The sequence below is a fragment of the Leifsonia sp. 71-9 genome (genome assembly GCF_001898805.1).
Classification (GTDB): Bacteria; Actinomycetota; Actinomycetes; order Actinomycetales; family Microbacteriaceae; genus Leifsonia.
The window spans coordinates 76,828-101,748 of sequence record NZ_MKVJ01000022.1 but is presented as its reverse complement, the minus strand read 5'-3'; the positions used below and the strand labels follow the sequence as shown (position 1 = coordinate 101,748).

The window sequence follows — 24,921 nt, the reverse complement described above, 5'->3', positions numbered from 1 at the left end:
CGTGGATTCGCGCCAAATCGCCGGAGTTGCTGGAGGGCCAGGTGGCCGGGACGGGTCAGGCCGGGTCGGTGAGAAGGCGGCGCAGCGTTGTGCGGGCTGCGGGGTCGGTGGGGTGGTCGCGGAGGGTGATGGCGGACTTCCAGAGGGCCCAGCCGCGGGCGCGCGCCCAGGTGGCGTCGTCGAGGGCGACGGCGTCGCGGAACGCGGTGCGTGCGGGGTCGTCGAACATGGTCCAGGCGAGGACGAGGTCGCAGGCGGGGTCGCCGACGCCGGAGGTGCCGAAGTCGATGACGGCGCTGAGGCGGCCGGAGTCGACGAGGAGGTTGCCCTCGGCGACGTCGCCGTGGAACCAGACGGGCGCGGCCTCCCAGCGCGACGCGGTGGCCCGCTCCCAGATGGCGCGCGCGGCGGGCGCGTCGTCGCCGAGCAGCGCGATCGCCGCGACGGCCTCGTCGGCGTAGACGCCGGGCGGGGCGCCGCGGAAGAAGTTGTGCGGGCCGGGCGCGGGGCCGTCGGTCGCATCGACTCCGCGGAGGGTGACGAGGAACGCGCCGAGGTCCTGGGCGAGCACGACGGCGTCGACGGCGTCCACGTCATCCACCCCGTCCGCCCCACCCACCTCGCGCCGCGCGAGCGCGAGCGCGAGCGGCCGGCCCGGGAGCCACCGGTACACCGACCACGGAAACGGATACCCGTCGCCGGGCACGCCGACGGCCACGGGTTGCGGGATGGGCAGCGGCAGCCGGGAGGCGAGACGCGGCAGCCACTCCTGCTCCTTGGCGACCTGCCCCGTGTACCCCGCGGCGCTCGGCAGGCGCACGCTCAGCTCGCTCCCGAGCCGGAAGGTGCGGTTGTCCCAGCCGTCGTGCTCCACGGGCGCGATGGGGAGGCCGCGCCACTGCGGGAACTGGGTGTCGACGAGCCGGCGCACCAGTGCTGCGTCGATGGCGGGCCGCACCTCGGGCGCCGTGGCGGGGTCAGGGGCGGACATAGCGCAGCAGCAGGGTGCTCTCGCTCTGGAGCACATGGGCCAGGCGCAGCTCGCGCGGGACGGGCGGGGTGGCGCCGGTCGCGATGCGGGAGGCGGTGCCGGCGACGAGCTCGGGACTGACGGTGAGGCAGAGCTCGTCGACGGAGTCGGCGGTGATGAGGTCGCCGAAGAGGTGCGGGCCTCCCTCGCAGTGGATGCGGGCGAGACCGCGCTCGCCGAGAGCGGCGACCATGGCGGCGGGGTCGACCCGGTCGACGCCGCAGACGAGGACGTCGGCCACGGCGGCGAGGGCGTCGCGCTTCTCCGCGGGGGCCGTCTCGGTGGTGACGACGATCGGCAGCACCGGCGCGTCCGTGAAGATCGGGCTGGCCGGGTCGAGATCGAGCCCGGCCGAGACCAGCGCGAACACGGGCTGCTCGGTCAGGCCGGCCGCGACGCGGGCGCGCTGGGCGGCGCGGTCGACGCGCATGGGGCCGTACCCTTCGGCGCGCACGGTGCCCGCGCCGACCACGACGACGTCGCACAGGCGGCGCAGGAGGTCGAAGACGCGGTGGTCGGCGTCGCCGCCGAGCCCGGCGGACAGGCCCTGCACGGTGGCGGCGCCGTCCACGCTGCTCACGAAGTTGACGCGCACCCACGGCGAGCGCGTCGGGAGGTCGTAGAGCGCGGTGAGGTCGGCGTCGCTCAGGGCGTCCTGCGCGGGCGCGGGAAACAGGCGTCCGATGGCGGCGTCACTCATTCACGTCTCCCATGTTGTGCTTCAGGTAGGCGGGCGCGCGCAGGCCGAGGATGGCCTCCGTCATGCGGGCGGCGGCGACCGAGGCATGCACGTCGTGCATCCGGATGATCCGGGCGCCGTTGACGATCGAGACGACGGCCGCGGCGAGCGAACCTTCGAGGCGCTCGCTGCGCGGAGCATCCAGGGTCTCGCCGATGAAGTCCTTGTTCGAAACGGCGGCGAGCACCGGGTAGCCGAGGTCGGCCAGCTCGGAGAGGCGGCGGGTGAGCTCGAGCGAGTGGAGGGTGTTCTTGTTCAGGTCGTGCCCGGGGTCGATGATGATCCGCTCCTCCGGCACCCCGGCGGCGAGCGCCCGGTCGACGCGGTCGAGCAGGAAGGCGGAGACCTCGGCGACGACATCCCCGTACTGCGGGCGCGGGTAGACGGTGCGCGGCTCGGCGAGGCTGTGCGTGATGACGAGGGTGGCCGCGCTGTCGGCGACGACGCGGGCGAGGTCGGGATCGCTGAGCCCGGTCGTGTCGTTGATGACGGTGGCGCCGGCGTCGATGGAGGCGCGCGCGACCCGCGCGTGGAAGGTGTCGACCGAGATGACGACGTCGGACCCCTCCCGCAGCCGGCTCACGACGGGGGTCACGCGCTCGATCTCGTCCTCGACCGGGACGGGGTCGCCGGGAGCGAACGGGGCGCCGCCGATGTCGACCCAGTCGGCGCCGAGCGCGACGGCCTCGAAGCACGCGTCGACGGCGGCCTCCAGGGCGTACGTGCGCCCCTGGTCGTAGAAGGAGTCGGGGGTCCGGTTCACGACGGCCATCACGGCGACGTGCCGCGAGAAGTCGAAGGTGCGCGCGCCGATGGTGCGGACGGGCACGCGGAGCGGGGGCAGGTAGGGCTCAGAGCGCGGCAAGGTCCACGCTCTCGTCCGTCAGGCGGGCGGGGTCGAGGCGGTCGCCGGAGCGGATGAGGCGCTGGATGTCGTCCTGCACGTCCCACACGTTGACGTTCATGCCGGCGACCACGCGGTCGTCGCGCAGCCAGAAGGCGACGAACTCGCGCGCGTCGACGTCGCCGCGGAAGACGACGCGGGCGTTCGCGGCGAGCGGTGCGTATCCCGAATACTCCATGCCCAGATCGTATTGGTCGGAGTAGAAGTACGGGATGTCGTCGTAGCTCGCGCGCTCGCCCAGGATGCTGCGCGCGGCGACGGTGCCGCCCGCGATCGCGTTGGCCCAGTGCTCGTTGCGCAGGTGCCGGCCGATGGCGGGCAGGAAGGGGTTGGCAAGGTCGCCGACGGCGAAGACGTCCTCCGCGGAGGTGCGCATCCCCTTGTCGGTGAGCACGCCGTTCTGGATGGTGAGGCCGGAGCGCTCGGCGACCAGCACGTCCGGGGTGGCACCCACGCCCGCGACCACCAGGTCGGCCGGGATGCGCTCGCCCGAGGCCAGCACGACGGCGTGACCGGCGCCTCCCTCGACCGCCGCGACGGCACCGGTCACGAACCGCACGCCGTGGTCGCGGTGCAGCCGCTCGAAGACGCCGCCGAGCTCGGCACCGATCGCGCCGGCCAGCGGGACGCTCTGCCGGCCGACGACGGTCACGTCGTTGTCGTAGCCGCGGGCGGCGGCCGCGACCTCCATCCCGATCCAGCCGGAGCCGACGATGACCACGCGCCGGCCGCCGACCTCCAGGGCCGCGTAGAGCCGTTGGCTGTCCTCGATGGTGCGCAGGCGCAGCACGTCGCCGCCCCCGCTGCCGGGCACGTCGAGCGAACGTGGCCGCGCGCCGGTCGCCAGCACGAGGCTGTCGTAGGTGAGCCGGGCGCCGCCGGTGAGGAACAGCTCGTGCGCGCCCGGGTCGAACGAGCCCGCCTCGGTGCCGGGCAGGAACTCGACGTCGTGCTCGGGATACCACTCCCCCGGCTTCACGTACGTGTCGCCGACATCCCCCTCGCCCTTCAGGTACTCCTTCGAGAGCGGGGGCCGGATGTACGGGTGGTGCTCCTCGGCGCCGAGCAGCAGGATGCGGCCGGCGAACCCGCGCTCGCGCAGCTCGACCGCGGTGGTCGCGCCCGCGAGCCCGGCCCCGGCGATGACGACGGTGGGATTCGACATGTCCACAGCATCCACTGATCGCACGGTCGGCACCAGACCCTCGCGTAGGGCGCACCCCAGCCGCTCACAGCTAAGCCACAGCCGCCGCGCAGATACTAGGCACCATGAACGCAGGACCACGCATTCTCATCGTCGACGACGAGCCGAACATCCGCGATCTGCTGACCACGAGCCTCCGTTTCGCCGGCTTCGCCGTGCGCGCGGTCGGCAACGGTGCGCAGGCCATCTCCGCGGTCCTCGAAGAGGAGCCAGACCTCATCATCCTCGACGTCATGCTGCCGGACATGAACGGCTTCGGCGTCACCAAGCGGCTCCGCGGCGCGGGCTACACCGCGCCCATCCTGTTCCTCACCGCGAAGGACGACACCGAGGACAAGATCACCGGCCTCACGGTCGGCGGCGACGACTACGTCACCAAGCCGTTCAGCCTCGACGAGATCGTCGCGCGCATCAAGGCCATCCTCCGCCGCACCATGCAGGCCGACGAGGACGCCGTCATCCGCGCCGGCGAGCTGACGATGGACCAGGACACCCACGAGGTGTTCGTGGGCGACACCCCCATCGAGCTGAGCCCGACCGAGTTCAAGCTGCTGCGCTACCTGATGCTCAACCCGAACCGCGTGCTGAGCAAGGCGCAGATCCTGGACCACGTCTGGGAGTACGACTTCAACGGCGACGCGGGCATCGTGGAGTCGTACATCTCATACCTGCGCCGCAAGGTGGATGCGCACTCCAGCGAGCCGCTCATCCAGACCAAGCGCGGCTTCGGCTACATGCTCAAGGCCGCCAAGGCGTGACCTCCGCCTGCGCTCCGGCGCACCGGGGGCACACAGAATGCGCTGCGTAGACTGACGGCCTGATGCACTCACGCCTGCTCGACCGCTGGAACGCGATCTCCCTGCGCACGAAGATCACGGGTGTCACCGTGCTCATGCTGACGCTCGGGCTGCTCGTGACGGGCATCGGCACCATGTCGATGCTCAAGCCGGTGCTGCTCGACCAGCTGGATGCGCAGCTCTCGGCGGCGTCGGGCGCGTCGTACCTGAACACGTACCTCTACGGCACGTCGTCGGACAGCGAGAAGATCGCCTCCGACGCGAGCCCCTCGGACTACTTCGCGGCGCTCTACGACGCGGACGGGAACCTGGTCAAGACCAACTGGACCAACATCCCGTACTCGCACCGCCCCGCCGTGCCCGACACCCTCAGCGTCGCCGACGGCAAGAAGCTGCCCGCGGGCGGCTACCCGCTGCAGAGCAACGACGGGCGCACCACCTACCGCGCCCTGGCGCAGACGGTGACGCTGACGAATCCGCCGGGGGCCCTCGGCACGGCCATCGTGGCGACGACCACCTCGCAGATCGACACGGTGATGGCCAGCTTCCTGGCGATCTTCCTGGGCTTCGGCGTGATCGTGATCATCGTCGGCGCGGGGCTCACCCGGATGCTCGTGACCACGACCTTCCAACCGCTGCGGGAGGTGGAGCAGACCGCCGCGCGGATCGCCGACGGCGACTTCAGCCAGCGCCTCGGCGGTGCGACCCCGAACACCGAGGTCGGCCGGCTCAATCGCTCCCTCAACACCATGCTGAACCGGATCGACCGCGCCTTCAGCGACCGCGCGCGCACCATCGACCAGATGCGGCGCTTCGTCGGCGACGCCTCCCACGAGCTGCGCACGCCGCTCGTGTCAGTGCGCGGCTACGCCGAGCTGTACCGGATGGGCGCGCTGCAGACCCCGGAGGACGTCGCGCAGGCGATGGAGCGCATCGAGAAGGAGGCGATCCGGATGGGCATCCTCGTGGAGGACCTCCTGGAGCTCGCCCGCCTCGACGAGGCGAAGCCGCTCGACCTGCACGCGGTCGACCTGGTGCGCATCGCGCAGGACGCCGCGATGGACGCCATGGCCGGGTCGCCGGGCCGCATCGTCACGGTGCTGACTCCCGATCCCGTGCCCGCGGCCGCGCCCTCCACCGACCCGGACGAGCCGACCCTGGACACCGTCCCGATGCCGCTCTCGGAGCTGCCGTCCTCCGCCTCCGCCGGCAAGGTCTCGAACGCCACCGGCCCGATCGCCTTCGCCGGCTCGGCCCTCGCACGTCTGCGCCGCAGCCGTCCGCGTCGCGGGACCGAGCCGATCCCGATCACGACGACGGAGAAGGTCGTGCTGGCCAACCCGGCGCCCGCCGAGCCCGCCATCGTGCTCGCGGAGGAGAACAAGCTGCGCCAGGTCGTCACGAACCTGATGGGCAACGCCCTGCGCTACACGCCGGTCGACACCCCGATCGAGATCGCCGTGCAGATCGACCACCGCACCGAGCGTGCGTCGCTCGAGGTCCGCGACCACGGCGAGGGCATCCCGCCGCAGATCCGCGAGAAGATCTTCCAGCGCTTCTGGCGCGCCGACACCTCCCGCGCCCGCGAGACCGGCGGCAGCGGCCTCGGGCTCGCGATCGTCTCCTCGATCGTGGCGGCGCACAACGGCACCGTCGACGTCTCGGAGACCGAGGGAGGCGGCGCCACGTTCCGGGTGACGCTCCCGCTGGCGGGCTCCCCGGCCGCGCCGAAGCCGCTGCAGCCGTAGGGGGCCGCTGTCCGCCAGGCCCCGTCGAGGTCATGCGCGTCCGCAGCGCATGGCAGAATTGAGGCCGGATCGTCGATCCGTGTCATGGGGGTTCCGAACACAATCCTGGGGGTGGAGTGCGCGCGCTGGTCGTGATGCCGACGTTCAACGAGCGTGAGAATCTCGAGACGATGGCGGGGCGCGTCCGCGGCGCAGGCCCCGACGTGCATCTCCTCGTGGTCGACGACAACTCCCCCGACGGCACCGGCGAGATCGCCGACCGTCTGGCCCACGACGACGACACCGTCCACGTGCTGCACCGGACCGGGAAGGCCGGCCTCGGCGCCGCGTACCGGGCGGGCATGCGCTGGGGACTGGACCACGGCTTCGACGTCATCGTCGAGATGGACGCCGACGGCTCCCACCGGCCCGAGCAGCTCCACCGGCTCCTCGACGCGGTCGAGGACGCCGACGTGGTCGTGGGCTCGCGCTGGGTCGCCGGGGGCGCCATCGAGAACTGGCCGAAGCGCCGCGTGCTGCTCTCGCGCGGCGGGAGCCTCTACTCCGGTCTCGCCCTCGGCCTGCCCGCGCGGGATGTGACCGGCGGCTACCGCGCCTACCGCGCGGACGCCCTCGAGCGGATCGCCTTCGAGGACGTGACCAGCCGCGGCTACTGCTTCCAGATCGACATGCTCCGGCGGGCGTACGCCGCCGGCGAGCGGGTGGTCGAGGTGCCCATCACCTTCGTCGAGCGCGAGTACGGCAGCTCCAAGATGACCGCGTCCATCGTGGTCGAGGCCATGCTGCGCGTCACCGGCTGGGGCATCGCCGGGTTGCCCGGCCGGCTGCGCCGACGCCCGGCACGCCGTGTCTCCTCGGGAAGCACCCCGACCCGATGACGACCGTGACGGAACCCCCGGCGCACGCGGCGCCTCCCGGCCCCGGACCCCTCGCGCGGTTCGCCGACCGCCCGGCGGTCCGCTGGACGGCCCTCGTCGTCGTGTTCGTGTGGGGCGCGTACCAGTCGCTCTGGAACATCCTCGCGGCGAACTTCAACGCGGACGAGCCCCAGTACATCCTGGTCGGCCGCCTCTACCTCAGCGGCGACCTCACGGCGAACCACGAGCAGCCGCCGACGGCGAAGTACCTGTTCGGCGCCATCCAGCTGCTCTTCGGCGAGGGCCCGCTCGCCCCGCGCCTGCTCGCAGGGTCGCTCACGGTGCTCGCGGGCGCGATCATCTTCCTCTGGCTGCGCCCGGAGCTCGGGTGGATGCCTGCCCTGGTGCCGACGGCGTTCTGGCTGCTGCTCCCGCGCGGCGTCTCCGGCACCTTCGAGTTCCGCCTGGACCGCTTCGCCGTGCTCGACCCCGTGATGGTCTTCTTCGCCATCGCCGCAATGGCCGCCGCCTGGCAGTGGCATCGCGGTCGATCGATCGTGTGGATCGGGATCGCCGCGGTCAGCCTGGGGCTCTCGGCGACCAGCAAGCCGACCACGGCCGTCATCATCCCCGCCTTCCTGCTGCTCATCCTGGTCCGCAGGCCGTGGAAGGACGCGCTCCTCGCGCTGGCCGTCGCCGTGCCCGCCCTGGCCCTCACCGTCGTGCTCGTCTACTGGCCCATCGGAGTCGTGTCCGGCATCTCCGACCTCGTCGCGTTCCAGGGCGCCCAGAACGCGACGGGCCACCTGATCGATCTGGCCGGGACCGCGACCGCGCATCCGCCCTGGTGGGCGAACCTCTACTTCGCGTGGAAGGGCGTCGGCCCGGTGGCCGTCGTCGTCTTCGCGATCGGCACCGTGGCGGCCCTGTTCGATCGCCGCCATCGCTTCCTGGTGGCCTATCTCGCGCTCGCGCTCGCGCTGCTCGTGATCTTCTACCTGTTCATCGCCAAGAACGCGCTGCCGTCGTACTACTACGCGTGGATGTGGGCCATCTGCCTTCTCGCCGGCATCGGCGTCGTGTGGCTGCTGAGAGCGCCGGTCGTGCGCGGCGTGCGGACCGTGCTGCGCGTCATCGGCGCCGCCGCGCTCGCCCTCGCCCTCGTCTCGGCCGTCACCACCTCCCTCCTGGTGTGGAACGACGGGCCGACGGGCTTCGGCCGCATCGACAGCACGCTCCGCGAGGACGGCATCACGTCCGGCCTGATCCTGGTGAGCGGCGCCGCGCCCTGGGAGTGGGACGAGACCATCGGCGATCGCGCGACAGCGGATCCGACCGCGGCCTGCATCGTCGCCGTGGCGACCAAGGTCTCGCCCCGGTCGCCGATCTCGCCCGCGGTCACCGCCTTCATCGACGCGCACCGGGCGGAGCTGCGGGAGACGATGCTCAACGAGGTGACGTTCTACGCGTTCGATCGCGCCACCGCGGCCGCCAACTGCCGCTGACCCCGGCTACAGCGTCGCGGCCACCCACTGCACGATCGCGAGCGAACGGCTGTCGTCGGGATCGGTGGAGCGGAACTCGACCCAGCGCGTCCCGATCATCGCGTCGACCGAGGTGAACGCCGTGTCGTCGGCCGTGACACCCCAGACGAGGGCCGGGACCTGCTCGCCCTTCACCGTCATCATCTCGCTGTGCGCGCTCGGGTCCTGGGCGAGGACGGCGGCGCGGAGCTGTTCGTAGGCGGCCGCGGTGCCCGGGAGCACCGACAGGCTGCCGAGGTAGCCTCCGCTGCCATCCTCGTTCGGCTGGAACGCGCAGAGCGTGGCTCCCGGCGCGACGATCACCGCGTCGGCGATCCGGAACGTCGGTTCCGTGCCCATCGATGTCACGGCGGGCAGAGCGAAGGTCTGCTGCAGCTCGGCGCGCAGGCCCGGGTCCGCGCAGTCGAACGCCTTCGCGGCCGGGACCGGGCTCGGGGCCTTCGCGACCGCCGCCGCGACCGACGGGAGCGCGCGCTGCACGATGTCGTGGAACCCGGCCTCGGTCAGGCCGGGAGCGGCCGCCGCGGTGAGCTCCACGGCGAGCCAAGCCTCCCCGACCAGGACGTTCGTGCGGCAGATCACGGTCGGCGTCAGCGTGCAGTCGCCGCCGAGGGACACCCCGCCGTCGTAGTCCGCTCCCGGAGTGGCGGCGTTCGGGTACGCCGCGGCGAGGGTCGTCCAGGCGGCGGCCGCGTGCGGGAGGACCTGCACGACGAGCGTGTCCGTGCCGTGTTTCCAGCGGCAGGCTGCTCCGCCCACCGCCGGGAGCGCCAGGGGTCCCGCCGCGGCCGCGGACGCGAGGATGCCGGGAGGCGTCGTGACGGCGGTCGCCTGCGCGCCGAGCACCGACGCCAGATCCGCAGCGCCGACGGTCGCCGGGCAGTCGAGCGCGAACGCGGGCGGCGCGGCCGGCCCGGTCGGGGTCGCCGTGCCGGTCGGCGTCCCCGGCAGCGGGAGGCCGAGCTCGGCACAACCGCTCACGGCGAGGAGGACGCTCGCGGCGAGTGCGACGGTCACGATCCGCCTGATCGGGGGCACGACGTTCCTACTTCACCCAGCTGCTCGCGAGGAGCTTCTGGGCCAGGTTCACCGTCTTGGCGGTGTCGTCGGTGTTGTAGGTCTCGACCTGCAGCCAGCGTCCGCCGTCGGCGACGTCGACGATCGTGCGCTCGGAGTCCACGGTGGGCTCGTAGAGGCCCGACGCGTCGCTGCCGAGCGCCGACACGTCCACCGGACGACTGTCGGGGTGGTCCGTGCCCGACCGGTAGGCCGCCACGAGACTCGGCGGCGCATCGTCGAGGACGGTGACGAACGTCTCCCAGCCCTTCGCGCCGGACGACGAGTCGAAGCGGCAGGCGGTGAGGTACCCGGCTCGAGCCAGCGCGTCCTTGAGAACGAACTGCGGGGAGCCGTCCGGACCGACCAGGTCTCCATCGCCGAAGACGCTCTTCACGGCGCTCTGCAGGGCCGGGTCGTCGCAGGACCGCGGATGCGGCTGGCGCACCGTCGGCGCCGGGAGCGCTCGATAGCGCGTGACCACGCCCTGGACGAACCCGTGGAAGGCGGACTCGCCGAGGGCGCTCTCCCCCTCCGCCTGAACATGCAGCCACGCGCCATCGACGAGCACGTCGGTCAGGCAGAGACCGCGATCGCAGTGGCCGCCCAGTGAGACGCCGCCGTCGTACGGGCTGCCCGCGCTCGGGCTGCTCTCCTGGGCGAGAGCGTTCCACGCGCTCTCCAGGCCCGGCACGACCTGGAGCAGGACCGTCCCCGGCATCGGCTGCTCGATCGACTGATCAGCACCCCGCTCACCCCAGCCGCAGACGGCACCGTTCGCCGTCCAGATGCTCCATGCGGCGTCTCCGTAGATCCCGCCCGGCTGGAGGTGCTCGAACTTCTGGGGCGTTCCCGAGCCTCCGACGAGCGCGGTGATCACTCCCGGGTCCGCGAGGTCGGCACAGGCCGGTGCGGGTGTCGTCACCGCGGTCGGTGAGGAGGAGGCCGTCGGGCGCGGGGAGGCGGTCGACGTCGGGCCGCCCTCGGCCCCGGGCGTGCATCCGCTCAGCGCGAGCAGCACGCCGGCTGCGGCGACGATGGTCCAGTGTGACGAGCGCATGGTTCCTCCCCGATTCCGCGTTCGCGCGGCGGCCCCCGCGAGCGCATTCCCGATGCGGCATACGCCGCATCCCCCTGCCGAGAAGACTATCCGCGAGCGCGGGCCGGGCGCGGGCGCCGCGCATAACGGTGCCGTATCGAAACGACGAGAGGGCGCCTCCCCGAAGGGAGACGCCCTCTGCGTCAGTGCGTGAGAAGACTCGACGCGGTGGGACTCAGAAGTCCATGCCGCCCGTCGGGTCGCCGACCGGAGCCGGGTTCTTCTCGGGCTTGTCGGCGACGACGGCCTCGGTGGTGAGGAAGAGGCCGGCGATCGACGCGGCGTTCTGCAGCGCCGAGCGGGTCACCTTCACCGGGTCGTTGATGCCCGAAGCGAGCATGTCGACGTACTCCCCGGTCGCGGCGTTGAGGCCGTGGCCGACAGGGAGGTTGCGGACCTTCTCGACCACGACGCCGGCCTCGAGGCCCGCGTTGATGGCGATCTGCTTCAGGGGCGCCTCGATGGCGACCTTGACGATGTTCGCACCGGTGGCCTCGTCACCGACGAGCTCCAGCTTCTCGAAGGCGAGCTTGCCGGCCTGGATGAGGGCGACGCCACCACCGGCGACGATGCCCTCCTCGACGGCGGCCTTCGCGTTGCGGACGGCGTCCTCGATGCGGTGCTTGCGCTCCTTGAGCTCGACCTCGGTGGCCGCGCCCGCCTTGATGACGGCCACGCCGCCGGCGAGCTTCGCGAGACGCTCCTGCAGCTTCTCGCGGTCGTAGTCGCTGTCGGTGGCGTCGATCTCGTTGCGGATCTGGGCCACGCGGCCGGCGATCTGCTCCGGGTCGCCCGCGCCCTCGACGATGGTGGTCTCGTCCTTGGTGATGACGACCTTGCGGGCCTGACCGAGCAGGTCGAGGGTGACGTTCTCGAGCTTGAGGCCGACCTCCTCGGAGATGACCTGGCCGCCGGTGAGGATCGCGATGTCCTGCAGCATGGCCTTGCGGCGGTCGCCGAAGCCCGGGGCCTTGACGGCGACGGACTTGAAGATGCCGCGGATCTTGTTGACGATCAGGGTCGCGAGGGCCTCGCCGTCGACGTCCTCAGCGATGATGAGGAGCTGCTTGTTGGCCTGGATGACCTTGTCGACGATCGGGAGCAGGTCCTTGATCGAGGAGATCTTCTGGTTGGCGATGAGGATGTACGGGTCCTCGAAGACCGCCTCCTGGCGGTCCTGGTCGGTGACGAAGTACTGCGACAGGTAGCCCTTGTCGAAGCGCATGCCCTCGGTCAGCTCGAGCTCGGTGCCGAAGGTGTTCGACTCCTCGACGGTGACGACGCCCTCCTTGCCGACCTTGTCGATCGCCTCGGCGATGATGTCGCCGATGGTGCTGTCGCCGGCGGAGATGGACGCGGTGGCGGCGATCTCCTCCTTGGTCTCGACCTCCTTGGCGCTGGAGATGAGCTCCTCGGTGACGGCCTTGACGGCCTTCTCGATGCCGCGCTTCAGCGTGATGGGGTCGGCGCCGGCGGCCACGTTGCGGAGGCCCTCCTTGACGAGCGCCTGGGCGAGGACGGTCGCGGTGGTGGTGCCGTCACCGGCGACGTCGTCGGTCTTCTTGGCGACCTCCTTGACGAGCTCCGCACCGATCTTCTCGTACGGGTCGTCGAGCTCGATCTCCTTCGCGATGGAGACACCGTCGTTCGTGATGGTGGGAGCGCCCCACTTCTTCTCGAGGACGACGTTGCGGCCGCGCGGGCCGAGGGTCACCTTGACCGTGTCGGCCAGGATGTTCAGGCCGCGCTCGAGGCCGCGACGCGCGTCCTCGTTGAAAGCAATGATCTTTGCCATGTGTTTCTCGTCCCTCCCGGACGTCTGCGAAAGATTCGGTCTATTAGCACTCGATCAGATGGAGTGCTAAAGCGATTCTGGCACTCGCTGCGGTCGAGTGCAAGACGAGGGAGGGAGGCGCCGCGACGCTGCGGCGCGCAGACGACGGTGCGCGGGGCGTCGATGCCCCGCGCACAGGAGAGCGCCGCCCTTGCGGGGCGGCGCTCCTCTCGTCGAATCGCTGGGTTCTAGGCCAGGCGCACCGACTCGGCCTGGGGACCCTTGTTCCCCGAACCGACCTCGAACACGACCTGCTGGCCCTCCTCGAGGACCTTGTACCCGGACATGTCAATTGCGGAGTAATGAACGAAAACGTCCTGCCCCCCACCATCGACGGTGATGAATCCGTAGCCCTTTTCAGCGTTGAACCACTTCACGGTTCCGTTCGCCATGCATTACTCCCATTGCTGTGTCGCAAGCGCGGTCCAGCGCCGCGCGTTGGACCGATAATAATGCGTGCAATACGGGTAATTGCCAGCTTTTTTGTGAAACCGTTACGAATTCCGCCGAAAGTTAAACACGCCGGAAACAAAGGGCTCGCGCCCGCTCCGGCAGCACCGGCGATCGGGTGGCGGGGTCAGCCGGTGTAGTCGGAACCGACGACCACCGTGATGTCGGCGCCGGTGTCTGCGAAGTCCTGAGTGTTCTGGATGGTCGCGCCGGGCAGCGACTGGGCGACGCCGAGGGCGGCCGCCTCCTTCGCCGGGTCGGAGTAGTAGACGACCGTCTTGGTCAGGTTCGTCATGTCGGCGTTGGCGACCGCGCCCACCTTCCAGCCCGCCGCCGTCAGCACGTCGCCGACCTTGCCGCCGAGTCCGCTGGTCGCGGTGCCGTTCAGCACGTTGACGGACAGGCTGGGGTCGACCGTGGGGACGATCGTCGGCGTGGGGGTCGGCGTCGGGGTGGGGGTGGCCGAGCCGGACGGGGTCGAGCCGTTGAACGAGATGGCGCCGTTGACGAGTGAGAGGCCGAAGATGCCGGCGCCCACGAGGACGACGGTCGCCAGGGCGGCCCAGCCGACGGCGATCCAGCCGCGACCGCGGGGACGAGGGGCACGGTGCGCGCCGACGCGCTGGATGTCGCCCGGGATCTCGTCGAACCGGTCGCGGGGGAACTTCTCTGCCATCTTGGGGTGGTTTCCTCGGGGGTCAGTCGTCGGCGGGCAGCGCCCTGGTCCGACGGGCGGCCTGCCGCGTCTCGCGGAGCCGGAGCAGCCGCTTGACGAGCATCGGGTCGTGCGTGAGAGCGGCCGGACGGTCGATCAGGGCTCCGAGGAGCTGATAGTACCGTGCGGCGGAAAGACCGAACTCCTCGCGGATGGCCTGCTCCTTGGCGCCGGCGTGCCGCCACCATTGGCGTTCGAAGGCGAGGATGGCGATGTCGCGCTCGCTCAGGCCAGGGCGACGGGGCTCGGCCCCGTGGTGCTCTGCAGCCTCGGCCACGCGCGTGCCGCCTTCCCTCGAACCGCCGCCTTCCGTTGAACGCTCGCCGCTCATCCTAGGCGGGAGGTCCTGTGTGTTGGCCGTTTGGCCCCGGCACGTCGCGTCTGAAACAGGGAACAGGACGCGCCCGCCGCCCGTTTAGGGTGTAGTCAGACCACCGAACCCCCATGGAGGCACCCCCGATGGATTACCAGGTCTCGAAGACCGACGACCAGTGGCGCGAGGAGCTCAGCGACGAGCAGTACGCGGTGCTGCGCGAAGCCGGCACCGAGCGGCCGTGGACGGGCGAACTGCTCGACGAGGGCCGGGCCGGTCTCTACACCTGTGCGGCGTGCAACGCGGAGCTGTTCAAGTCGGGCACCAAGTTCGACAGCGGGTGCGGCTGGCCGAGCTTCTACGAGTCGGTGCGCCCGGAGGCCGTGCAGCTGCTCGAGGACGACAGCCTCGGCGTCGTGCGCACCGAGGTCCGCTGCGCGAACTGCGGATCGCACCTCGGCCACGTCTTCCCCGACGGCTTCGGCACCCCCACCGGCGACCGCTACTGCATGAACTCGATCTCGCTCAACTTCACCCCGGACGCCGGATGAGCGACCTCCCCGCCCGCGTCGGCGCGCGTCGGTCGTACTCCCGCGTGACGGAGGCCGCTCCGACGCACGAGGAGCTGCTGCCGCTCGTCGCCGCGGCGGGACGCGTCGCCGACCACAGCGCTCTGCACCCCTGGCGGGTGATCGAGCTGCGCGGCGACGCCCGTCTGCGTCTCGGGCGCGCGTTCGCGAAGGACGCGAAGGCGCGCGGCTCGGAGGCCGAGAAGATCGCGACGAAGCCGCTGCGCGCCCCGCTGCTGCTGGCGATCGTGGCCGACCGCAAGAAGAGCAGCAAGGTGCCCGGCTGGGAGCAGGACGCGGTGGCGTCCGGCGTCGCGCACATCCTGAGCCTGCTGCTGCACGACGCGGGCTGGGGCGTCATCTGGCGCACCGGGCACCAGACCCGCGCGAAGGCCGTCCATCAGATGCACGGCCTGAAGAAGAACGAACGGCTGCTCGGCTGGCTCTACGTGGGCGGCATCCCGGCCGGCAGCAAGGAAGGGCACCGCAAGCCGCTGGCCGCGGAGCGCTTCCTCAGCGTCCTCGACTGAGGGCGCCCCAGCGGACGCTGGCGACGCCGACCGCCACGATGGCGAGCAGCGTGCCGCCGATCGTCGAGAACGCCACCGGCGCGCTCGAGGTCGGTGCGAGCAGGTCGAGCAGCAGCGCGGTCAGGAGCTGGCCGGCCACGGTCGCGAGGCCGAGCAGCAGCACGCCGGTCACCCGCACGAGCAGCGCGGCGCCCGCGATGAAGACACAGCCGATCGCGCCGCCGAGATAGAGCCACGGCTCCGTCGGCAGCGGCTTCGGCAGCCCCGCGAGCGCCCAGTGCACGAGCATCAGGATGACGAGCACGGTGCTGCCGACGAGGAAGTTGATGAAGGTCGCGGTCAAGGCGCTCTCGGCGACGACGCGCACCTGACCGTTGACGGCCTGCTGCCACCCCATCCCGAGCCCGGCGATGAGCGGGAGGAGCATCATCCACACCGGCACGCTGCCGCCGAACTGCGCGGAGACCGCCCAGGTGACGGCGAGGAGGGCGATGACCGCTCCGGCGATCCGGGCCGGCGTGAGCGGGCGACGGCCACCGGGACCGAGCCCGATGCGGTCGAGCACGAGGCCACTCACTGTCTGACCGGCGACGACCGAGACCGTGAAGAGCGCGACGCCGAGGACGGCCGCGGTGAGGCCTTGCGAGAGCACGAGGAACGCTCCTGCCGCGCCGCCGCACACGTACCACCAGCGCAGCTCGCCGCCGCGGAGCGCGTCACGGACGCGGCCGAGGCCCCGCCGGCCGGCGGGTGCGATGGCCAGGGCGACGAGCAGGATGACGAGCCCCGAGCCGAAGGAGATCGCGGCGGCCGTGAACCCGTCGCCGAGCCTCCGGCCGAGCTCCCCGTTGATGCGGGACTGGAGGGCGACGCCCGCACCGCAGACCATCGCGATGACGAGCGCCAGCCACAGGGGGAAGGTACGAGGGGTCACTCCCCCAACACTATCCGCGCGGGCGTGCGCGGTCGCGGGTCAGGGAGCGGGGGCTTCGCCGTCGGTGGGCTCCGGGTGAGGGAGCCAGTCGATGTTCTCCTCGGGGGCGACCAGCTTCTCGTCGGAGAGGTCGTAGTCCTCGCCGTTCTTGTCGGTGTTCTTCTCGTCGGTCATGGCTTCACCCTATGCCCGGTGCCGGAGCGCCCGGCGGCGGCGCGTCGGCCAGTACACCGAGGGGCGATTCGATCGCGTCGGCGATGTCGCGCAGGAACCCGGCGGCGACCCCGCCGTCGGTCACCCGGTGGTCGAAGACGAGCGAGAGCTGCGCGATGCGGCGCGGGACGATGGCGCCGTCGACGACCCAGGGGCGCTCGATCATCCGCCCGACGCCCAGGATGGCGACCTCGGGGTGGTTGATGATGGCGGCGCTGCCGTCCACGCCGAGGCTGCCGTAGTTGTTGATCGTGAAGGTGGAGCCGGTGAGCTCGGCCGGCCCGAGGGAGCCGTCGCGCGCGGCACGGGCGACGCGGTCGAACTCGGCGTCGAGCTGCCGCACCGAGAGCAGGTCGGCGCGGCGGACGGCGGGGACGACGAGGCCGCGCGGGGTGTCCACCGCGACGCCGAGGTTGACGCCGTCGAAGAACTCCAGGCCGGCGCCGTCGGCGGTGACGCGGGAGGCCAGCTCGGGGCGGCGGGCGAGGGCGGCCAGCGCGAAGCGGGCAATGAAGGAGAGCAGCGAGGGGGTGCGCCCGTCGAGCTGGAGGCGGCGGCGGCCGTTCCAGAGGTCCGTGGCGTCCACATCCACCCACACCGTCGCCTCCGGGATCTCGGCCCGGCTGCGCGACATCGTCTCGGCGACCGTGCGGCGGAAGCGCGAGAACGGCTCGGTCGCGCGCACGGCGAGGCCGGTGCGGGAGTCGGGGGCGGGATGTGCGTCGGGCTGTGGGAGCGGCGGGGCGGTGGCTGCGGCGGGGGCCGGAGTCGGCGCCGAGGAGGCGGCGAAGGCGGCCTCCACGTCCGCGCGCGTGACGACGCCGCCGTCTCCGGAGGCGCGGAGCGTCGCGAGGTCGATGCCGTGACTCCGCGCGAGCGCTCGGATGACCGGCGAGACCACCGGGACGATGTGCGGGGCGACGGAAGCGGCCGAGGCGGTGGGAGCGGTGGAGGCGACGGCGGTGGTCGCGGCCGTCGCCCCGCGGGTGCCTGCCGTGGCGACCGCGACGCGGGCCCGGCGGCCTCCCGTCACGTCGGTCGTGCCGTAGCCGACGAGCACCTGGCCGGAGCCCCCGGACGACGCCGCGGCCTCCGGGATGCTGGTCGGCGGCTGCTCTGCGGGCGCTCCGGCCTCCTCGACCTCCAGCAGCGGTGCGCCCACCGCGATCGTCTCGCCCTCCTCGCCGTGCAGGGCCGCGACGATCCCGGCGAACGGCGAGGGGACCTCCACGACCGACTTGGCGGTCTCCACCTCGGCGATGGGCTGGTCGACGACGACCGCGTCGCCGCGCGCGACCAGCCAGCGGACGAGTTCGGCGTCGGTGAGGCCCTCGCCGAGATCGGGGAGGGCGAAGACGCGGGCGGTCACGCGTCCTCCCACTGCAGGGTGTCGATCGCGTCGAGCACGCGGTCGACGTTCGGCAGATAGAAGGACTCGAGCTTGGGCGGCGCGAACGGGGTGTCGAAGCCGGTGACGCGGCGCACGGGCGCGAGGAGGTGGTGGAAGCAGCGCTCCGAGACCCGCGCGGCGATCTCGCTCGCCATGCTCGCGAATCCCGGCGCCTCGGCGATCACGACGGCGCGACCGGTGGCGCGCACGGCCGCGCACACCGTCTCGTCGTCGAACGGCACGAGGCTGCGCAGATCGACGACGCCGATGCTGCGACCCTGCTCGGCGGCCGCCTCCGCCGCGGCGAGCGCGACGGGGACGGAGGGGCCGTAGGCGATGAGCGTCGCATCCGTACCCTCCCGGGCGATGCGGGCCCGGCCGATCTCGGGCAGAGGCGCGGCGGTGTCGACCTCGCCGGTCGCCCAGTACAGCTTCTTGGGCTCGAGGAACACGACGGGGTCGGGATGGCGGATGGCCGCGCGCAGGAGGCCGTACGCGTCGGCCGGGGTCGCGGGCGAGACGACCGTGAGGCCCGGGGTGTGCGCGTAGTACGCCTCGGACGAGTCGGAGTGATGCTCCACGCCGCCGATTCCGCCCGCGTACGGGATGCGGATGACCAGCGGCAACCGGACGGCCCCGCGGGTGCGGTTGCCCATCTTGGCGACGTGGTCCACGATCTGCTCGAACGCCGGGTAGGCGAAGGCGTCGAACTGCATCTCGACGACGGGGCGCATCCCGTTCATGGCCATGCCGACCGCGGTGCCGACGATGCCGGCCTCGGCGAGCGGGGTGTCGAAGCAACGGTCCTCGCCGAAGCGGGCGGTGAGGCCGTCGGTGATGCGGAAGACGCCGCCGAGGGGCCCGACGTCCTCGCCGAAGACGAGGACCGCCGGGTCGGCGGCGAGTTCGTCGGCGAGGGCGCGGTTGAGGGCCTGCGCCATGCTGAGGGTCAGGCGGCCGGTCGCGTCGGCGGAGCCGGCCGGGTCGGCGGAGCGGTCGGGCTCGCCGGCGGAGCGGTCGGCGGGCGCGTCGTGCATGAGCGTCATCGGGCGGCCTCCTCGGCGGCGAGCTGCTGCGCCTGTTCGCGCAGCTGCGGGGTGGGTGTGGAGTAGACGTAGGCGAAGAGGTCCTCGGGATGCGGCTCCGCCTCCGCGACGAGCTGCGCGCGGACCCGCGTGGCGACGCTCTCGGCGTGCGCGTGGGCCTCCGCGTCGTCGCCGTCGGTGAGCGCTCCCTGCGCCTGGAGCCAGGTGCGCAGTCGCAGCAGCGGGTCGCGGGCGAGCCACGGCTCCACCTCGTCGGAGGTGCGGTAGCGCGTGGCGTCGTCGGCGTTCGTGTGCGGCTTGACCCGGTAGGTGACGGCTTCGACCAGCGTCGGGCCGCCTCCCTCGCGCGCCTCGTCCACGGCCTCCCCCAGCAGGGCGAGCAGTGCGGCGAGGTCGTTGCCGTCCACGCGGCGCCCGCGCATCCCGTAGCCGATGCCCTTGTGCGCGAGGCTCGGCGCGGCGGTCTGGCGGCTGAGCGGCACGGAGATCGCGTACCCGTTGTTCTGCACGAGGAAGACGACCGGGAGGTGGAACACCGCGGCGAAGTTGAGGGCCTCGTGGAAGTCGCCCTCGCTGGTGGCGCCGTCGCCGCACATGGCGAGCACGACCGTGTCCTCCCCGCGCAGGCGGGCGGCGTGGGCGAAGCCGACGGCGTGGAGCAGCTGGGTCGCCAGCGGTGTCGCCTGCGGCGCGACGTTGTGCTCGCGGGGGTCGTAGCCGGAGTGCCAGTCGCCGCGCAGCATCAGCATCGCCTCGAACGGGTCGACCCCGCGGGTGATGACGGCGACGGTGTCGCGGTAGGTCGGGAACAGCCAGTCCCGCTCGCCGAGCACGAGCGCGGCGGCGACCTCGGCGGCCTCCTGCCCGTATGACGACGGGTAGACCGCGAGCTTGCCCTGACGCACCAGGGCGTCGGCCTGCTCGTTGAGCCGTCGGCCCAGCACGAGGCGCCGGTAGCCGTCGACCAGCCGGTCGGCGGTCGGGAACGGGTGGTGCTCGTGCGGGTGGCCCGAGCCCTCCTCGTCGATGAGCCTCAGCGGGGTGTCGCCGGGCAGCAGATCGTCCGAGTGCATCGTTTCTCCTTCGAAAGACGTCGCTCACTCTCAGGATGACTTCACTGGACCGCTCGCGCCACCGATCCCCCGGTATCGAGACGAACAGTGCCGCCGCCCCGATCTTCGTGGCAGGATGTCTCCCACCATGGACGACATCGACGTACGCATCCTGGACGCTTTGCGCAGCGACGGCCGCGCCTCCATCACGGCGGTGGCCGAGTCCGCCCACGTCTCGCGGGCGAACGCGTACGCGCGGGTGGCCCGGCTGGTCGAGGAGGGCGTCATCACCGGCTTCACCGCCAAGGTCGACCCGCGCAAGTCGGGTCGCGCCTCCTCCGCCTACGTGACGCTGCGGGTCGACCAGGCGGAGTGGCACGCGCTGCGCGACACGCTCGGCAGCATCCCGGAGGTCGAGCACTTCGCCCTCGTCGGCGGGGACTTCGACGTGATCCTGCTGGTGCGGGCCCGCGACAACGAGGACCTGCGGCGCGTGATCCTGGAGGAGCTCACGAGCATCCCCTCGGTGCGCGACACGAAGACGTCCCTCGTCTTCGAGGACCACGACCTGCGCTGAGCGCGCTGGCCCCCTCTGCCTCCCCCTCCGCCGGATGGGCGCGGGTTGCCAGGGGCGCACGGCTCTGCGACTATTTACTCACTGAACGTTCGTTCGGTAATTCGCGATTCGAGGGAGAGGCGCGATGGAGACGCTGCGGGTCGCCGAGACAGCGGACCGCGTGGTCGTGACGCTCGACCGGCCCGAGCGGCGCAACGCGATCGACCAGCGGATGGTGGATGAGCTGCACGAGGTCTGCGAGACCCTCGAACGCGATCCGCGCATCCTGGTGCTGACCGGTTCGGACGGGGTCTTCGCCTCGGGAGCCGACATCGCGGAGCTGCGCGAGCGCACCGCCGTCGACGCCCGACACGCGATCAACGCCACGATCTTCACCCGCATCGCCGAACTGCCGATGCCGGTCATCGCGGCCCTCGACGGCTACGCCCTGGGCGGCGGAGCCGAGCTCGCGTACGCGGCGGACTTCCGCCTCGGCACGCCGCGGCTGCGGATCGGCAACCCGGAGACGGGGCTCGGGATCATCGCCGCGGCCGGCGCGCTGTGGCGCCTCCCCCGGCTCGTCGGCGAGCCGCTCGCGAAGGAGATGGTGCTCGCCGGACGGGTGCTCTCCGGGGAGGAGGCGCTCGCCGCCCGCCTGGTCTCCGACCTGTTCGAGCCCGATGAACTGCTGGCGGGCGCTCACGCCCTCGCCGACCGCATCGCCGCGAACGATCCCCTCGCGACGCGGTACACCAAAGAGGTGCTGGCGGCTCCCGAGAGCGACCATCCCCGCGCGGAGCGGGAGGCCCAAGCCGTGCTGTTCGATTCGCCCGAGAAGCATCGGCGGATGACGGCGTTCCTCGAGCGGAGGCGACGGTGAGCGCGGGCGGCGCGCCCGAGCGGGTCGGCGTGGTCGGCGGCGGACGGATGGGCGCCGGCATCGCGCACGCCTTCCTGATGGCGGGTTCTCGGGTGGCGGTGGTCGAGCGCGACCAGGCGTCCGCCGACGCGGCACGCGAGCGCATCCTCCACTCGGTCGCGGTGAGCATCGAGCGCGGCGAGACGGCTCCCGACGACGACGCGCTCGTCGTCGGCACCGCGTGGGAGGCGCTGGCCGGCTCGCAGCTCGTCGTCGAGGCGGTGCCTGAGCTCCCGGACCTGAAAGCGGAAGCGCTTCGGCGCGCCGAGGAGCTGCTCGACCCCACCGCGGTGCTGGCGACCAACACCTCCTCCCTCTCGATCGACGCGCTGGCGGCATCGCTGCGCCGGCCGGGCGGGTTCGCCGGGATGCACTTCTTCAACCCGGTCCCGGCCTCCGCCCTGGTCGAGGTCGTGGCCGGATCGGCGACGGCGCCGTCCGCCCTCTCGGCGGTCACGGGATGGGTGCAGGCGATCGGCAAGACCGCGATCGTCGTGCGCGACTCTCCCGGCTTCGCGTCCTCGCGGCTCGGCGTCCTGCTCGGCCTGGAGGCGGTCCGGATGATCGAGGAGGGCGTCGGCTCGCCCGAGGACATCGACGGCGCGATGGAGCTCGGCTACCGGCATCCCGTCGGCCCGCTGCGGCTGACCGATCTGGTCGGCCTCGACGTGCGCCTCGACATCGCCGAGTACCTGGCGCGCGAGCTCGGCCCGCGGTTCGAGCCGCCGGAGCTGCTGCGGCGCATGGTCGCCGAGGGGATGCTGGGCCGCAAGTCGGGCCGCGGGTTCTACTCCTGGCCCGATGCCGGTGGCGCTGCGGCTAGCGGCCCGGGGCGTCCACGATGAGGTTGGTGATGCGCGCCGTGCAGAGCCGGTCGCCGTTCTCGTCGGTCACCACGATCTCGTGCGACGCGATGGTGCGGCCGAGCCGGATGGCCGTCGCGACCCCGGTGACCAGCCCCGAGCTCGCGGACTTGTGGTGCGTGGCGTTGATGTCGACGCCGACCGCGCTCCGGCCGGGACCGGCGTGGATCACCGCAGCCCACGAGCCCAACGCCTCGGCGAAGGCGACCGACGCTCCACCGTGCAGCAGCCCGAACGACTGGCGATTGCCCTCCACCGGCATCGTCGCGACGACACGCTCCGCCGACTGCTCCAGGATGCGCACACCCATCTTCTCGTCGAGCTCACCGAGCTCGATCGTCCATCCACTGCCCGTGTCTCCGTCGACCATGCGGCCAGCATACGTGCCGGCCGGGTCCGCTCTCCGAGGAGGAATCCGATGACGCCACCCAGCGACGCATCCCCCAGCACCGTGCTGCCCAGCTTCGTGCACGGGGAATGGTGGACGCCCGCCGACGACACCGCCGCGACCGATGTGCTCGACGCCTCCACCGGCGAGCTCGTGACCCGCGTCGGGGCGGTCGGCCTCGACCTCGCCGCCGCGCTCGACCACGCCCGCACCGTCGGGCAGGCCTCCCTCGGCGCGCTGACCTTCCACCAGCGCGCGCTGCTGCTCAAGGCGTTCGCGCAGGCGCTCACCGAGCGCAAGCAGGAGCTGTACGACGCGTCGGCCCGCGCGGGCGCCACCCGGGCGGACGCCTGGATCGACGTGGACGGCGGCATCGGCGCCCTCTTCACGTACGGGTCGAAGGGGCGGCGCGAACTGCCGAACGCGCAGGTCGTGGTGGACGGGCCTCCCGAACCCCTGTCGAAGGACGGCTCGTTCTCGGGCCAGCACATCTACACCCGGCTGCCCGGGGTGGCCGTGCAGATCAACGCCTTCAACTTCCCGGTCTGGGGGCTGCTCGAGAAGCTCGCGCCGTCGTTCCTGGCCGGGATGCCGACGCTGGCCAAGCCCGCGACGCCGACGGCGTACGTCGCCGAGGCGATGGTGCGCATCCTCGTCGAGAGCGGGCTCCCGCCGGACGGGTCGCTGCAGCTGGTCTGCGGAGCGGTGCCCGGCCTCTTCGACGCGCTCCGGCTCGGCGACCTGGTGGCGTTCACCGGGTCGGCCTCCACCGCGCAGGCGCTGCGCGACCATCCCGCCGTCCAGACCGGCGGCGTGCGGTTCACCAGCGAGACCGACTCGCTCAACGCGTCGGTGCTCGGCCCGGACGCCGTGCCGGGCACGCCCGAGTTCGACGCGTACGTGAAGCAGCTGGTCGTGGAGCTGACGGCCAAGACCGGTCAGAAGTGCACGGCCATCCGCCGGGCGATCGTGCCGGCCGGAGTCGAGGACGCGCTCGCGGATGCGGTACGCGCCCGGATCGCGGAGCGCGTCGTCATCGGCGACCCGCGCGCCGAGGGCGTGACGATGGGGCCGCTGGCCTCCCGCGCGCAGCGGGACGAGGTGCTGCGACAGGTCGGCCGGCTGCTGGAGGCGGGCGGGGAGGTCGTGGTCGGCGAGCTCGGGGATCCCACCGTGCAGCTCGCGGACGGCAGCACCGGCGTCGTCGCGGACGGGGCGTTCGTCTCGCCGCTGCTCCTGCGGTTCGCCGACCCACGCACGCCCGCCGTGCATTCCGTCGAGGCGTTCGGTCCGGTCGCGAGCATCCTGTCGTACGGCTCGCCCGCCGAGGCCGCCGAACTGGTCGCGCTCGGCGGCGGATCGCTCGTGACGAGCGCCGCGACCCACGACGCCGGCTTCGCGCGGGACCTCGTGCTCGCCTCCGCCGCCTACAACGGCCGCATCCTGCTGCTCGACCGGGACGACGCCCGCACCTCCACCGGCCACGGCTCGCCGATGCCGCACCTCGTGCACGGCGGCCCCGGTCGCGCGGGAGGCGGCGAGGAGCTGGGCGGGATCCGGGCCGTGCTGCACCACATGCAGCGCACCGCCATCCAGGGCTCGCCCGACATGCTCACCGCCGTCACCGGGGTGTGGCACGAGGGAGCCGTCTCGTCGGCGGACGGGCCGCATCCGTTCCGCAAGTCGCTCGCGACCCTGCGGATCGGCGACCAGGTCGCCTCCCCCTCCCGCCGCGTCACGCTCGACGACATCGAGGCATTCGCGACGTTCACGGGCGACACCTTCTACGCGCACATGGACGAGGAAGCCGCCGCGGCCAACCCCTTCTTCCCCGGCCGAGTGGCGCACGGCTACCTGCTGGTGTCGTGGGCGGCGGGCCTGTTCGTCGACCCCGCGCCGGGGCCGGTGCTGGCCAACTACGGACTGGAGGAGCTGCGGTTCCTCACCCCGGTGGTCCCCGGCGACAGCATCCGCGTCACCCTCACCGCCAAGCAGATCACGCCGCGCGAGACCGACGACTACGGCGAGGTGCGCTGGGATGCGCGCATCCGCAACCAGCGCGACGAGCTGGTCGCGAGCTACGACGTGCTCACGCTCGTGGCGAAGGAGGACTGAGCCTCCGCCGAGGTTCACGTTGTGGCGCTCATTCCGCCCCGAATGACCGCAACGTC

At 72.1% G+C, this 24,921-nt stretch carries 26 protein-coding genes; 10 read left to right on the top strand and 16 right to left on the bottom strand.

The genetic code is table 11. The features are described from left to right. Window positions 1–55 precede the first annotated feature (55 nt). From BGO91_RS20520 to BGO91_RS20505, 4 genes are read right to left on the bottom strand one after another with little or no spacing between them, the layout of a single operon-like run. Window positions 56–991, bottom strand: coding sequence for an aminoglycoside phosphotransferase family protein (locus tag BGO91_RS20520; protein ID WP_290474592.1), 936 nt, complete (start codon window positions 989–991; stop codon window positions 56–58). After that, entirely contained in the window at window positions 978–1,730 is a 753-nt protein-coding gene (locus BGO91_RS20515) for a pyrimidine reductase family protein (protein ID WP_290474591.1), read from the bottom strand. Before BGO91_RS20515 ends, BGO91_RS20520 begins: the two co-directional genes overlap by 14 nt. Further along, window positions 1,723–2,634 carry a dihydropteroate synthase gene (folP, locus tag BGO91_RS20510; RefSeq protein WP_290474590.1) on the bottom strand — a complete coding sequence of 304 codons (912 nt, stop codon included), beginning with the start codon at window positions 2,632–2,634 and terminating at the stop codon, window positions 1,723–1,725. Before folP ends, BGO91_RS20515 begins: the two co-directional genes overlap by 8 nt. Further along, window positions 2,621–3,838 (bottom strand): FAD-dependent oxidoreductase, encoded by a 1,218-nt coding sequence (locus BGO91_RS20505; RefSeq protein WP_290474589.1) that lies wholly within the window; start codon window positions 3,836–3,838, stop codon window positions 2,621–2,623. Before BGO91_RS20505 ends, folP begins: the two co-directional genes overlap by 14 nt. A gap of 104 nt (window positions 3,839–3,942) precedes the next feature. On the opposite strand from BGO91_RS20505, the gene BGO91_RS20500 reads away from it, so the two are divergent. The 4 genes from BGO91_RS20500 to BGO91_RS20485 all read left to right on the top strand — a co-directional run bounded on the left by BGO91_RS20500 (window position 3,943) and on the right by BGO91_RS20485 (window position 8,784). Beyond that, complete coding sequence (locus BGO91_RS20500) at window positions 3,943–4,635, top strand: response regulator transcription factor (protein WP_018191755.1); 693 nt, start codon at window positions 3,943–3,945, stop codon at window positions 4,633–4,635. 62 nt (window positions 4,636–4,697) lie between these two features. Continuing rightward, the gene (locus tag BGO91_RS20495; protein ID WP_290474588.1) at window positions 4,698–6,422 is read left to right on the top strand and encodes a HAMP domain-containing sensor histidine kinase; all 1,725 of its coding nucleotides are present in this window, start codon (window positions 4,698–4,700) and stop codon (window positions 6,420–6,422) included. Window positions 6,423–6,538: 116 nt separating this feature from the next. Continuing rightward, window positions 6,539–7,300 carry a polyprenol monophosphomannose synthase gene (locus tag BGO91_RS20490; protein WP_290474587.1) on the top strand — a complete coding sequence of 254 codons (762 nt, stop codon included), beginning with the start codon at window positions 6,539–6,541 and terminating at the stop codon, window positions 7,298–7,300. After that, complete coding sequence (locus BGO91_RS20485) at window positions 7,297–8,784, top strand: glycosyltransferase family 39 protein (RefSeq protein WP_290474586.1); 1,488 nt, start codon at window positions 7,297–7,299, stop codon at window positions 8,782–8,784. The genes BGO91_RS20490 and BGO91_RS20485 overlap by 4 nt, the downstream gene beginning before the upstream one ends. Window positions 8,785–8,790: 6 nt before the next feature. On the opposite strand, the gene BGO91_RS20480 is transcribed toward BGO91_RS20485, so the two are convergent. From BGO91_RS20480 to BGO91_RS20455, 6 genes are all read right to left on the bottom strand, one after another. Next, window positions 8,791–9,861, bottom strand: coding sequence for a hypothetical protein (locus BGO91_RS20480; protein WP_290474585.1), 1,071 nt, complete (start codon window positions 9,859–9,861; stop codon window positions 8,791–8,793). 7 nt (window positions 9,862–9,868) lie between these two features. Next, entirely contained in the window at window positions 9,869–10,939 is a 1,071-nt protein-coding gene (locus tag BGO91_RS20475) for a hypothetical protein (RefSeq protein ID WP_290474584.1), read from the bottom strand. 214 nt (window positions 10,940–11,153) lie between these two features. Then, window positions 11,154–12,773 (bottom strand): chaperonin GroEL, encoded by a 1,620-nt coding sequence (gene groL / locus BGO91_RS20470; protein ID WP_021761174.1) that lies wholly within the window; start codon window positions 12,771–12,773, stop codon window positions 11,154–11,156. 227 nt (window positions 12,774–13,000) lie between these two features. Continuing rightward, the gene (locus BGO91_RS20465; protein ID WP_021761178.1) at window positions 13,001–13,204 is read right to left on the bottom strand and encodes a cold-shock protein; all 204 of its coding nucleotides are present in this window, start codon (window positions 13,202–13,204) and stop codon (window positions 13,001–13,003) included. A 185-nt stretch (window positions 13,205–13,389) separates the two neighbouring features. Next, on the bottom strand, window positions 13,390–13,938 hold the full coding sequence (locus BGO91_RS20460) for a LytR C-terminal domain-containing protein (RefSeq protein ID WP_290474583.1): 549 nt from the start codon (window positions 13,936–13,938) through the stop codon (window positions 13,390–13,392). A 22-nt stretch (window positions 13,939–13,960) separates the two neighbouring features. Beyond that, a complete protein-coding gene (locus tag BGO91_RS20455; RefSeq protein ID WP_290474582.1) occupies window positions 13,961–14,254 on the bottom strand; it encodes a DUF3263 domain-containing protein in 294 nt (97 codons plus the stop codon). Between the two features lie 182 nt (window positions 14,255–14,436). On the opposite strand from BGO91_RS20455, the gene msrB reads away from it, so the two are divergent. Both msrB and BGO91_RS20445 read left to right on the top strand, forming a co-directional pair. Continuing rightward, entirely contained in the window at window positions 14,437–14,841 is a 405-nt protein-coding gene (gene msrB / locus BGO91_RS20450; protein ID WP_290474581.1) for a peptide-methionine (R)-S-oxide reductase MsrB, read from the top strand. Then, on the top strand, window positions 14,838–15,389 hold the full coding sequence (locus BGO91_RS20445) for a nitroreductase family protein (RefSeq protein WP_290474580.1): 552 nt from the start codon (window positions 14,838–14,840) through the stop codon (window positions 15,387–15,389). Before msrB ends, BGO91_RS20445 begins: the two co-directional genes overlap by 4 nt. On the opposite strand, the gene BGO91_RS20440 is transcribed toward BGO91_RS20445, so the two are convergent. From BGO91_RS20440 to pdhA, 5 genes are read right to left on the bottom strand one after another with little or no spacing between them, the layout of a single operon-like run. Next, window positions 15,373–16,323 carry a DMT family transporter gene (locus BGO91_RS20440; protein WP_290474579.1) on the bottom strand — a complete coding sequence of 317 codons (951 nt, stop codon included), beginning with the start codon at window positions 16,321–16,323 and terminating at the stop codon, window positions 15,373–15,375. The two genes, BGO91_RS20445 and BGO91_RS20440, sit on opposite strands and share 17 nt — an antisense overlap. A gap of 39 nt (window positions 16,324–16,362) precedes the next feature. Further along, window positions 16,363–16,497 carry a hypothetical protein gene (locus tag BGO91_RS20435; protein ID WP_290474578.1) on the bottom strand — a complete coding sequence of 45 codons (135 nt, stop codon included), beginning with the start codon at window positions 16,495–16,497 and terminating at the stop codon, window positions 16,363–16,365. A 4-nt stretch (window positions 16,498–16,501) separates the two neighbouring features. Beyond that, window positions 16,502–17,905: a dihydrolipoamide acetyltransferase family protein gene (locus tag BGO91_RS20430; RefSeq protein WP_290474577.1), complete on the bottom strand. Its 1,404-nt coding sequence runs from the start codon at window positions 17,903–17,905 to the stop codon at window positions 16,502–16,504. After that, complete coding sequence (locus tag BGO91_RS20425) at window positions 17,902–18,972, bottom strand: alpha-ketoacid dehydrogenase subunit beta (protein ID WP_290474576.1); 1,071 nt, start codon at window positions 18,970–18,972, stop codon at window positions 17,902–17,904. Before BGO91_RS20425 ends, BGO91_RS20430 begins: the two co-directional genes overlap by 4 nt. Next, the gene (pdhA, locus tag BGO91_RS20420; RefSeq protein WP_290474575.1) at window positions 18,969–20,045 is read right to left on the bottom strand and encodes a pyruvate dehydrogenase (acetyl-transferring) E1 component subunit alpha; all 1,077 of its coding nucleotides are present in this window, start codon (window positions 20,043–20,045) and stop codon (window positions 18,969–18,971) included. Before pdhA ends, BGO91_RS20425 begins: the two co-directional genes overlap by 4 nt. A gap of 127 nt (window positions 20,046–20,172) precedes the next feature. On the opposite strand from pdhA, the gene BGO91_RS20415 reads away from it, so the two are divergent. From BGO91_RS20415 to BGO91_RS20405, 3 genes are all read left to right on the top strand, one after another. Next, window positions 20,173–20,601 (top strand): Lrp/AsnC family transcriptional regulator, encoded by a 429-nt coding sequence (locus BGO91_RS20415; RefSeq protein WP_290474574.1) that lies wholly within the window; start codon window positions 20,173–20,175, stop codon window positions 20,599–20,601. Between the two features lie 124 nt (window positions 20,602–20,725). Beyond that, window positions 20,726–21,460, top strand: coding sequence for an enoyl-CoA hydratase/isomerase family protein (locus BGO91_RS20410; protein WP_290474573.1), 735 nt, complete (start codon window positions 20,726–20,728; stop codon window positions 21,458–21,460). After that, window positions 21,457–22,344 carry a 3-hydroxyacyl-CoA dehydrogenase family protein gene (locus tag BGO91_RS20405; protein WP_290474572.1) on the top strand — a complete coding sequence of 296 codons (888 nt, stop codon included), beginning with the start codon at window positions 21,457–21,459 and terminating at the stop codon, window positions 22,342–22,344. The genes BGO91_RS20410 and BGO91_RS20405 overlap by 4 nt, the downstream gene beginning before the upstream one ends. Here BGO91_RS20405 and BGO91_RS20400 read toward each other — a convergent pair. Then, window positions 22,319–22,732 (bottom strand): hotdog fold thioesterase, encoded by a 414-nt coding sequence (locus BGO91_RS20400; protein WP_290474571.1) that lies wholly within the window; start codon window positions 22,730–22,732, stop codon window positions 22,319–22,321. The genes BGO91_RS20405 and BGO91_RS20400 overlap by 26 nt on opposite strands. A 48-nt stretch (window positions 22,733–22,780) precedes the next feature. On the opposite strand from BGO91_RS20400, the gene paaZ reads away from it, so the two are divergent. Further along, a complete protein-coding gene (paaZ, locus tag BGO91_RS20395; protein WP_290474570.1) occupies window positions 22,781–24,865 on the top strand; it encodes a phenylacetic acid degradation bifunctional protein PaaZ in 2,085 nt (694 codons plus the stop codon). Window positions 24,866–24,921 lie beyond the last annotated feature (56 nt).

Excerpts from the sequence above, each read along its gene's own strand:
- BGO91_RS20400 (WP_290474571.1), bottom strand. The coding sequence starts at position 22,732 with ATGGTCGACGGAGACACGGGCAGTGGATGGACGATCGAGCTCGGTGAG.
- BGO91_RS20520 (WP_290474592.1), bottom strand. The coding sequence starts at position 991 with ATGTCCGCCCCTGACCCCGCCACGGCGCCCGAGGTGCGGCCCGCCATC.
- BGO91_RS20445 (WP_290474580.1), top strand. The coding sequence starts at position 14,838 with ATGAGCGACCTCCCCGCCCGCGTCGGCGCGCGTCGGTCGTACTCCCGC.
- BGO91_RS20500 (WP_018191755.1), top strand. The coding sequence starts at position 3,943 with ATGAACGCAGGACCACGCATTCTCATCGTCGACGACGAGCCGAACATC.
- paaZ (WP_290474570.1), top strand. The coding sequence starts at position 22,781 with ATGACGCCACCCAGCGACGCATCCCCCAGCACCGTGCTGCCCAGCTTC.
- BGO91_RS20460 (WP_290474583.1), bottom strand. The coding sequence starts at position 13,938 with ATGGCAGAGAAGTTCCCCCGCGACCGGTTCGACGAGATCCCGGGCGAC.
- BGO91_RS20515 (WP_290474591.1), bottom strand. The coding sequence starts at position 1,730 with ATGAGTGACGCCGCCATCGGACGCCTGTTTCCCGCGCCCGCGCAGGAC.
- BGO91_RS20505 (WP_290474589.1), bottom strand. The coding sequence starts at position 3,838 with ATGTCGAATCCCACCGTCGTCATCGCCGGGGCCGGGCTCGCGGGCGCG.
- BGO91_RS20410 (WP_290474573.1), top strand. The coding sequence starts at position 20,726 with ATGGAGACGCTGCGGGTCGCCGAGACAGCGGACCGCGTGGTCGTGACG.
- BGO91_RS20485 (WP_290474586.1), top strand. The coding sequence starts at position 7,297 with ATGACGACCGTGACGGAACCCCCGGCGCACGCGGCGCCTCCCGGCCCC.
- BGO91_RS20495 (WP_290474588.1), top strand. The coding sequence starts at position 4,698 with ATGCACTCACGCCTGCTCGACCGCTGGAACGCGATCTCCCTGCGCACG.
- pdhA (WP_290474575.1), bottom strand. The coding sequence starts at position 20,045 with ATGCACTCGGACGATCTGCTGCCCGGCGACACCCCGCTGAGGCTCATC.
- BGO91_RS20425 (WP_290474576.1), bottom strand. The coding sequence starts at position 18,972 with ATGACGCTCATGCACGACGCGCCCGCCGACCGCTCCGCCGGCGAGCCC.
- BGO91_RS20465 (WP_021761178.1), bottom strand. The coding sequence starts at position 13,204 with ATGGCGAACGGAACCGTGAAGTGGTTCAACGCTGAAAAGGGCTACGGA.
- groL (WP_021761174.1), bottom strand. The coding sequence starts at position 12,773 with ATGGCAAAGATCATTGCTTTCAACGAGGACGCGCGTCGCGGCCTCGAG.
- BGO91_RS20415 (WP_290474574.1), top strand. The coding sequence starts at position 20,173 with ATGGACGACATCGACGTACGCATCCTGGACGCTTTGCGCAGCGACGGC.
- BGO91_RS20435 (WP_290474578.1), bottom strand. The coding sequence starts at position 16,497 with ATGACCGACGAGAAGAACACCGACAAGAACGGCGAGGACTACGACCTC.
- msrB (WP_290474581.1), top strand. The coding sequence starts at position 14,437 with ATGGATTACCAGGTCTCGAAGACCGACGACCAGTGGCGCGAGGAGCTC.
- BGO91_RS20475 (WP_290474584.1), bottom strand. The coding sequence starts at position 10,939 with ATGCGCTCGTCACACTGGACCATCGTCGCCGCAGCCGGCGTGCTGCTC.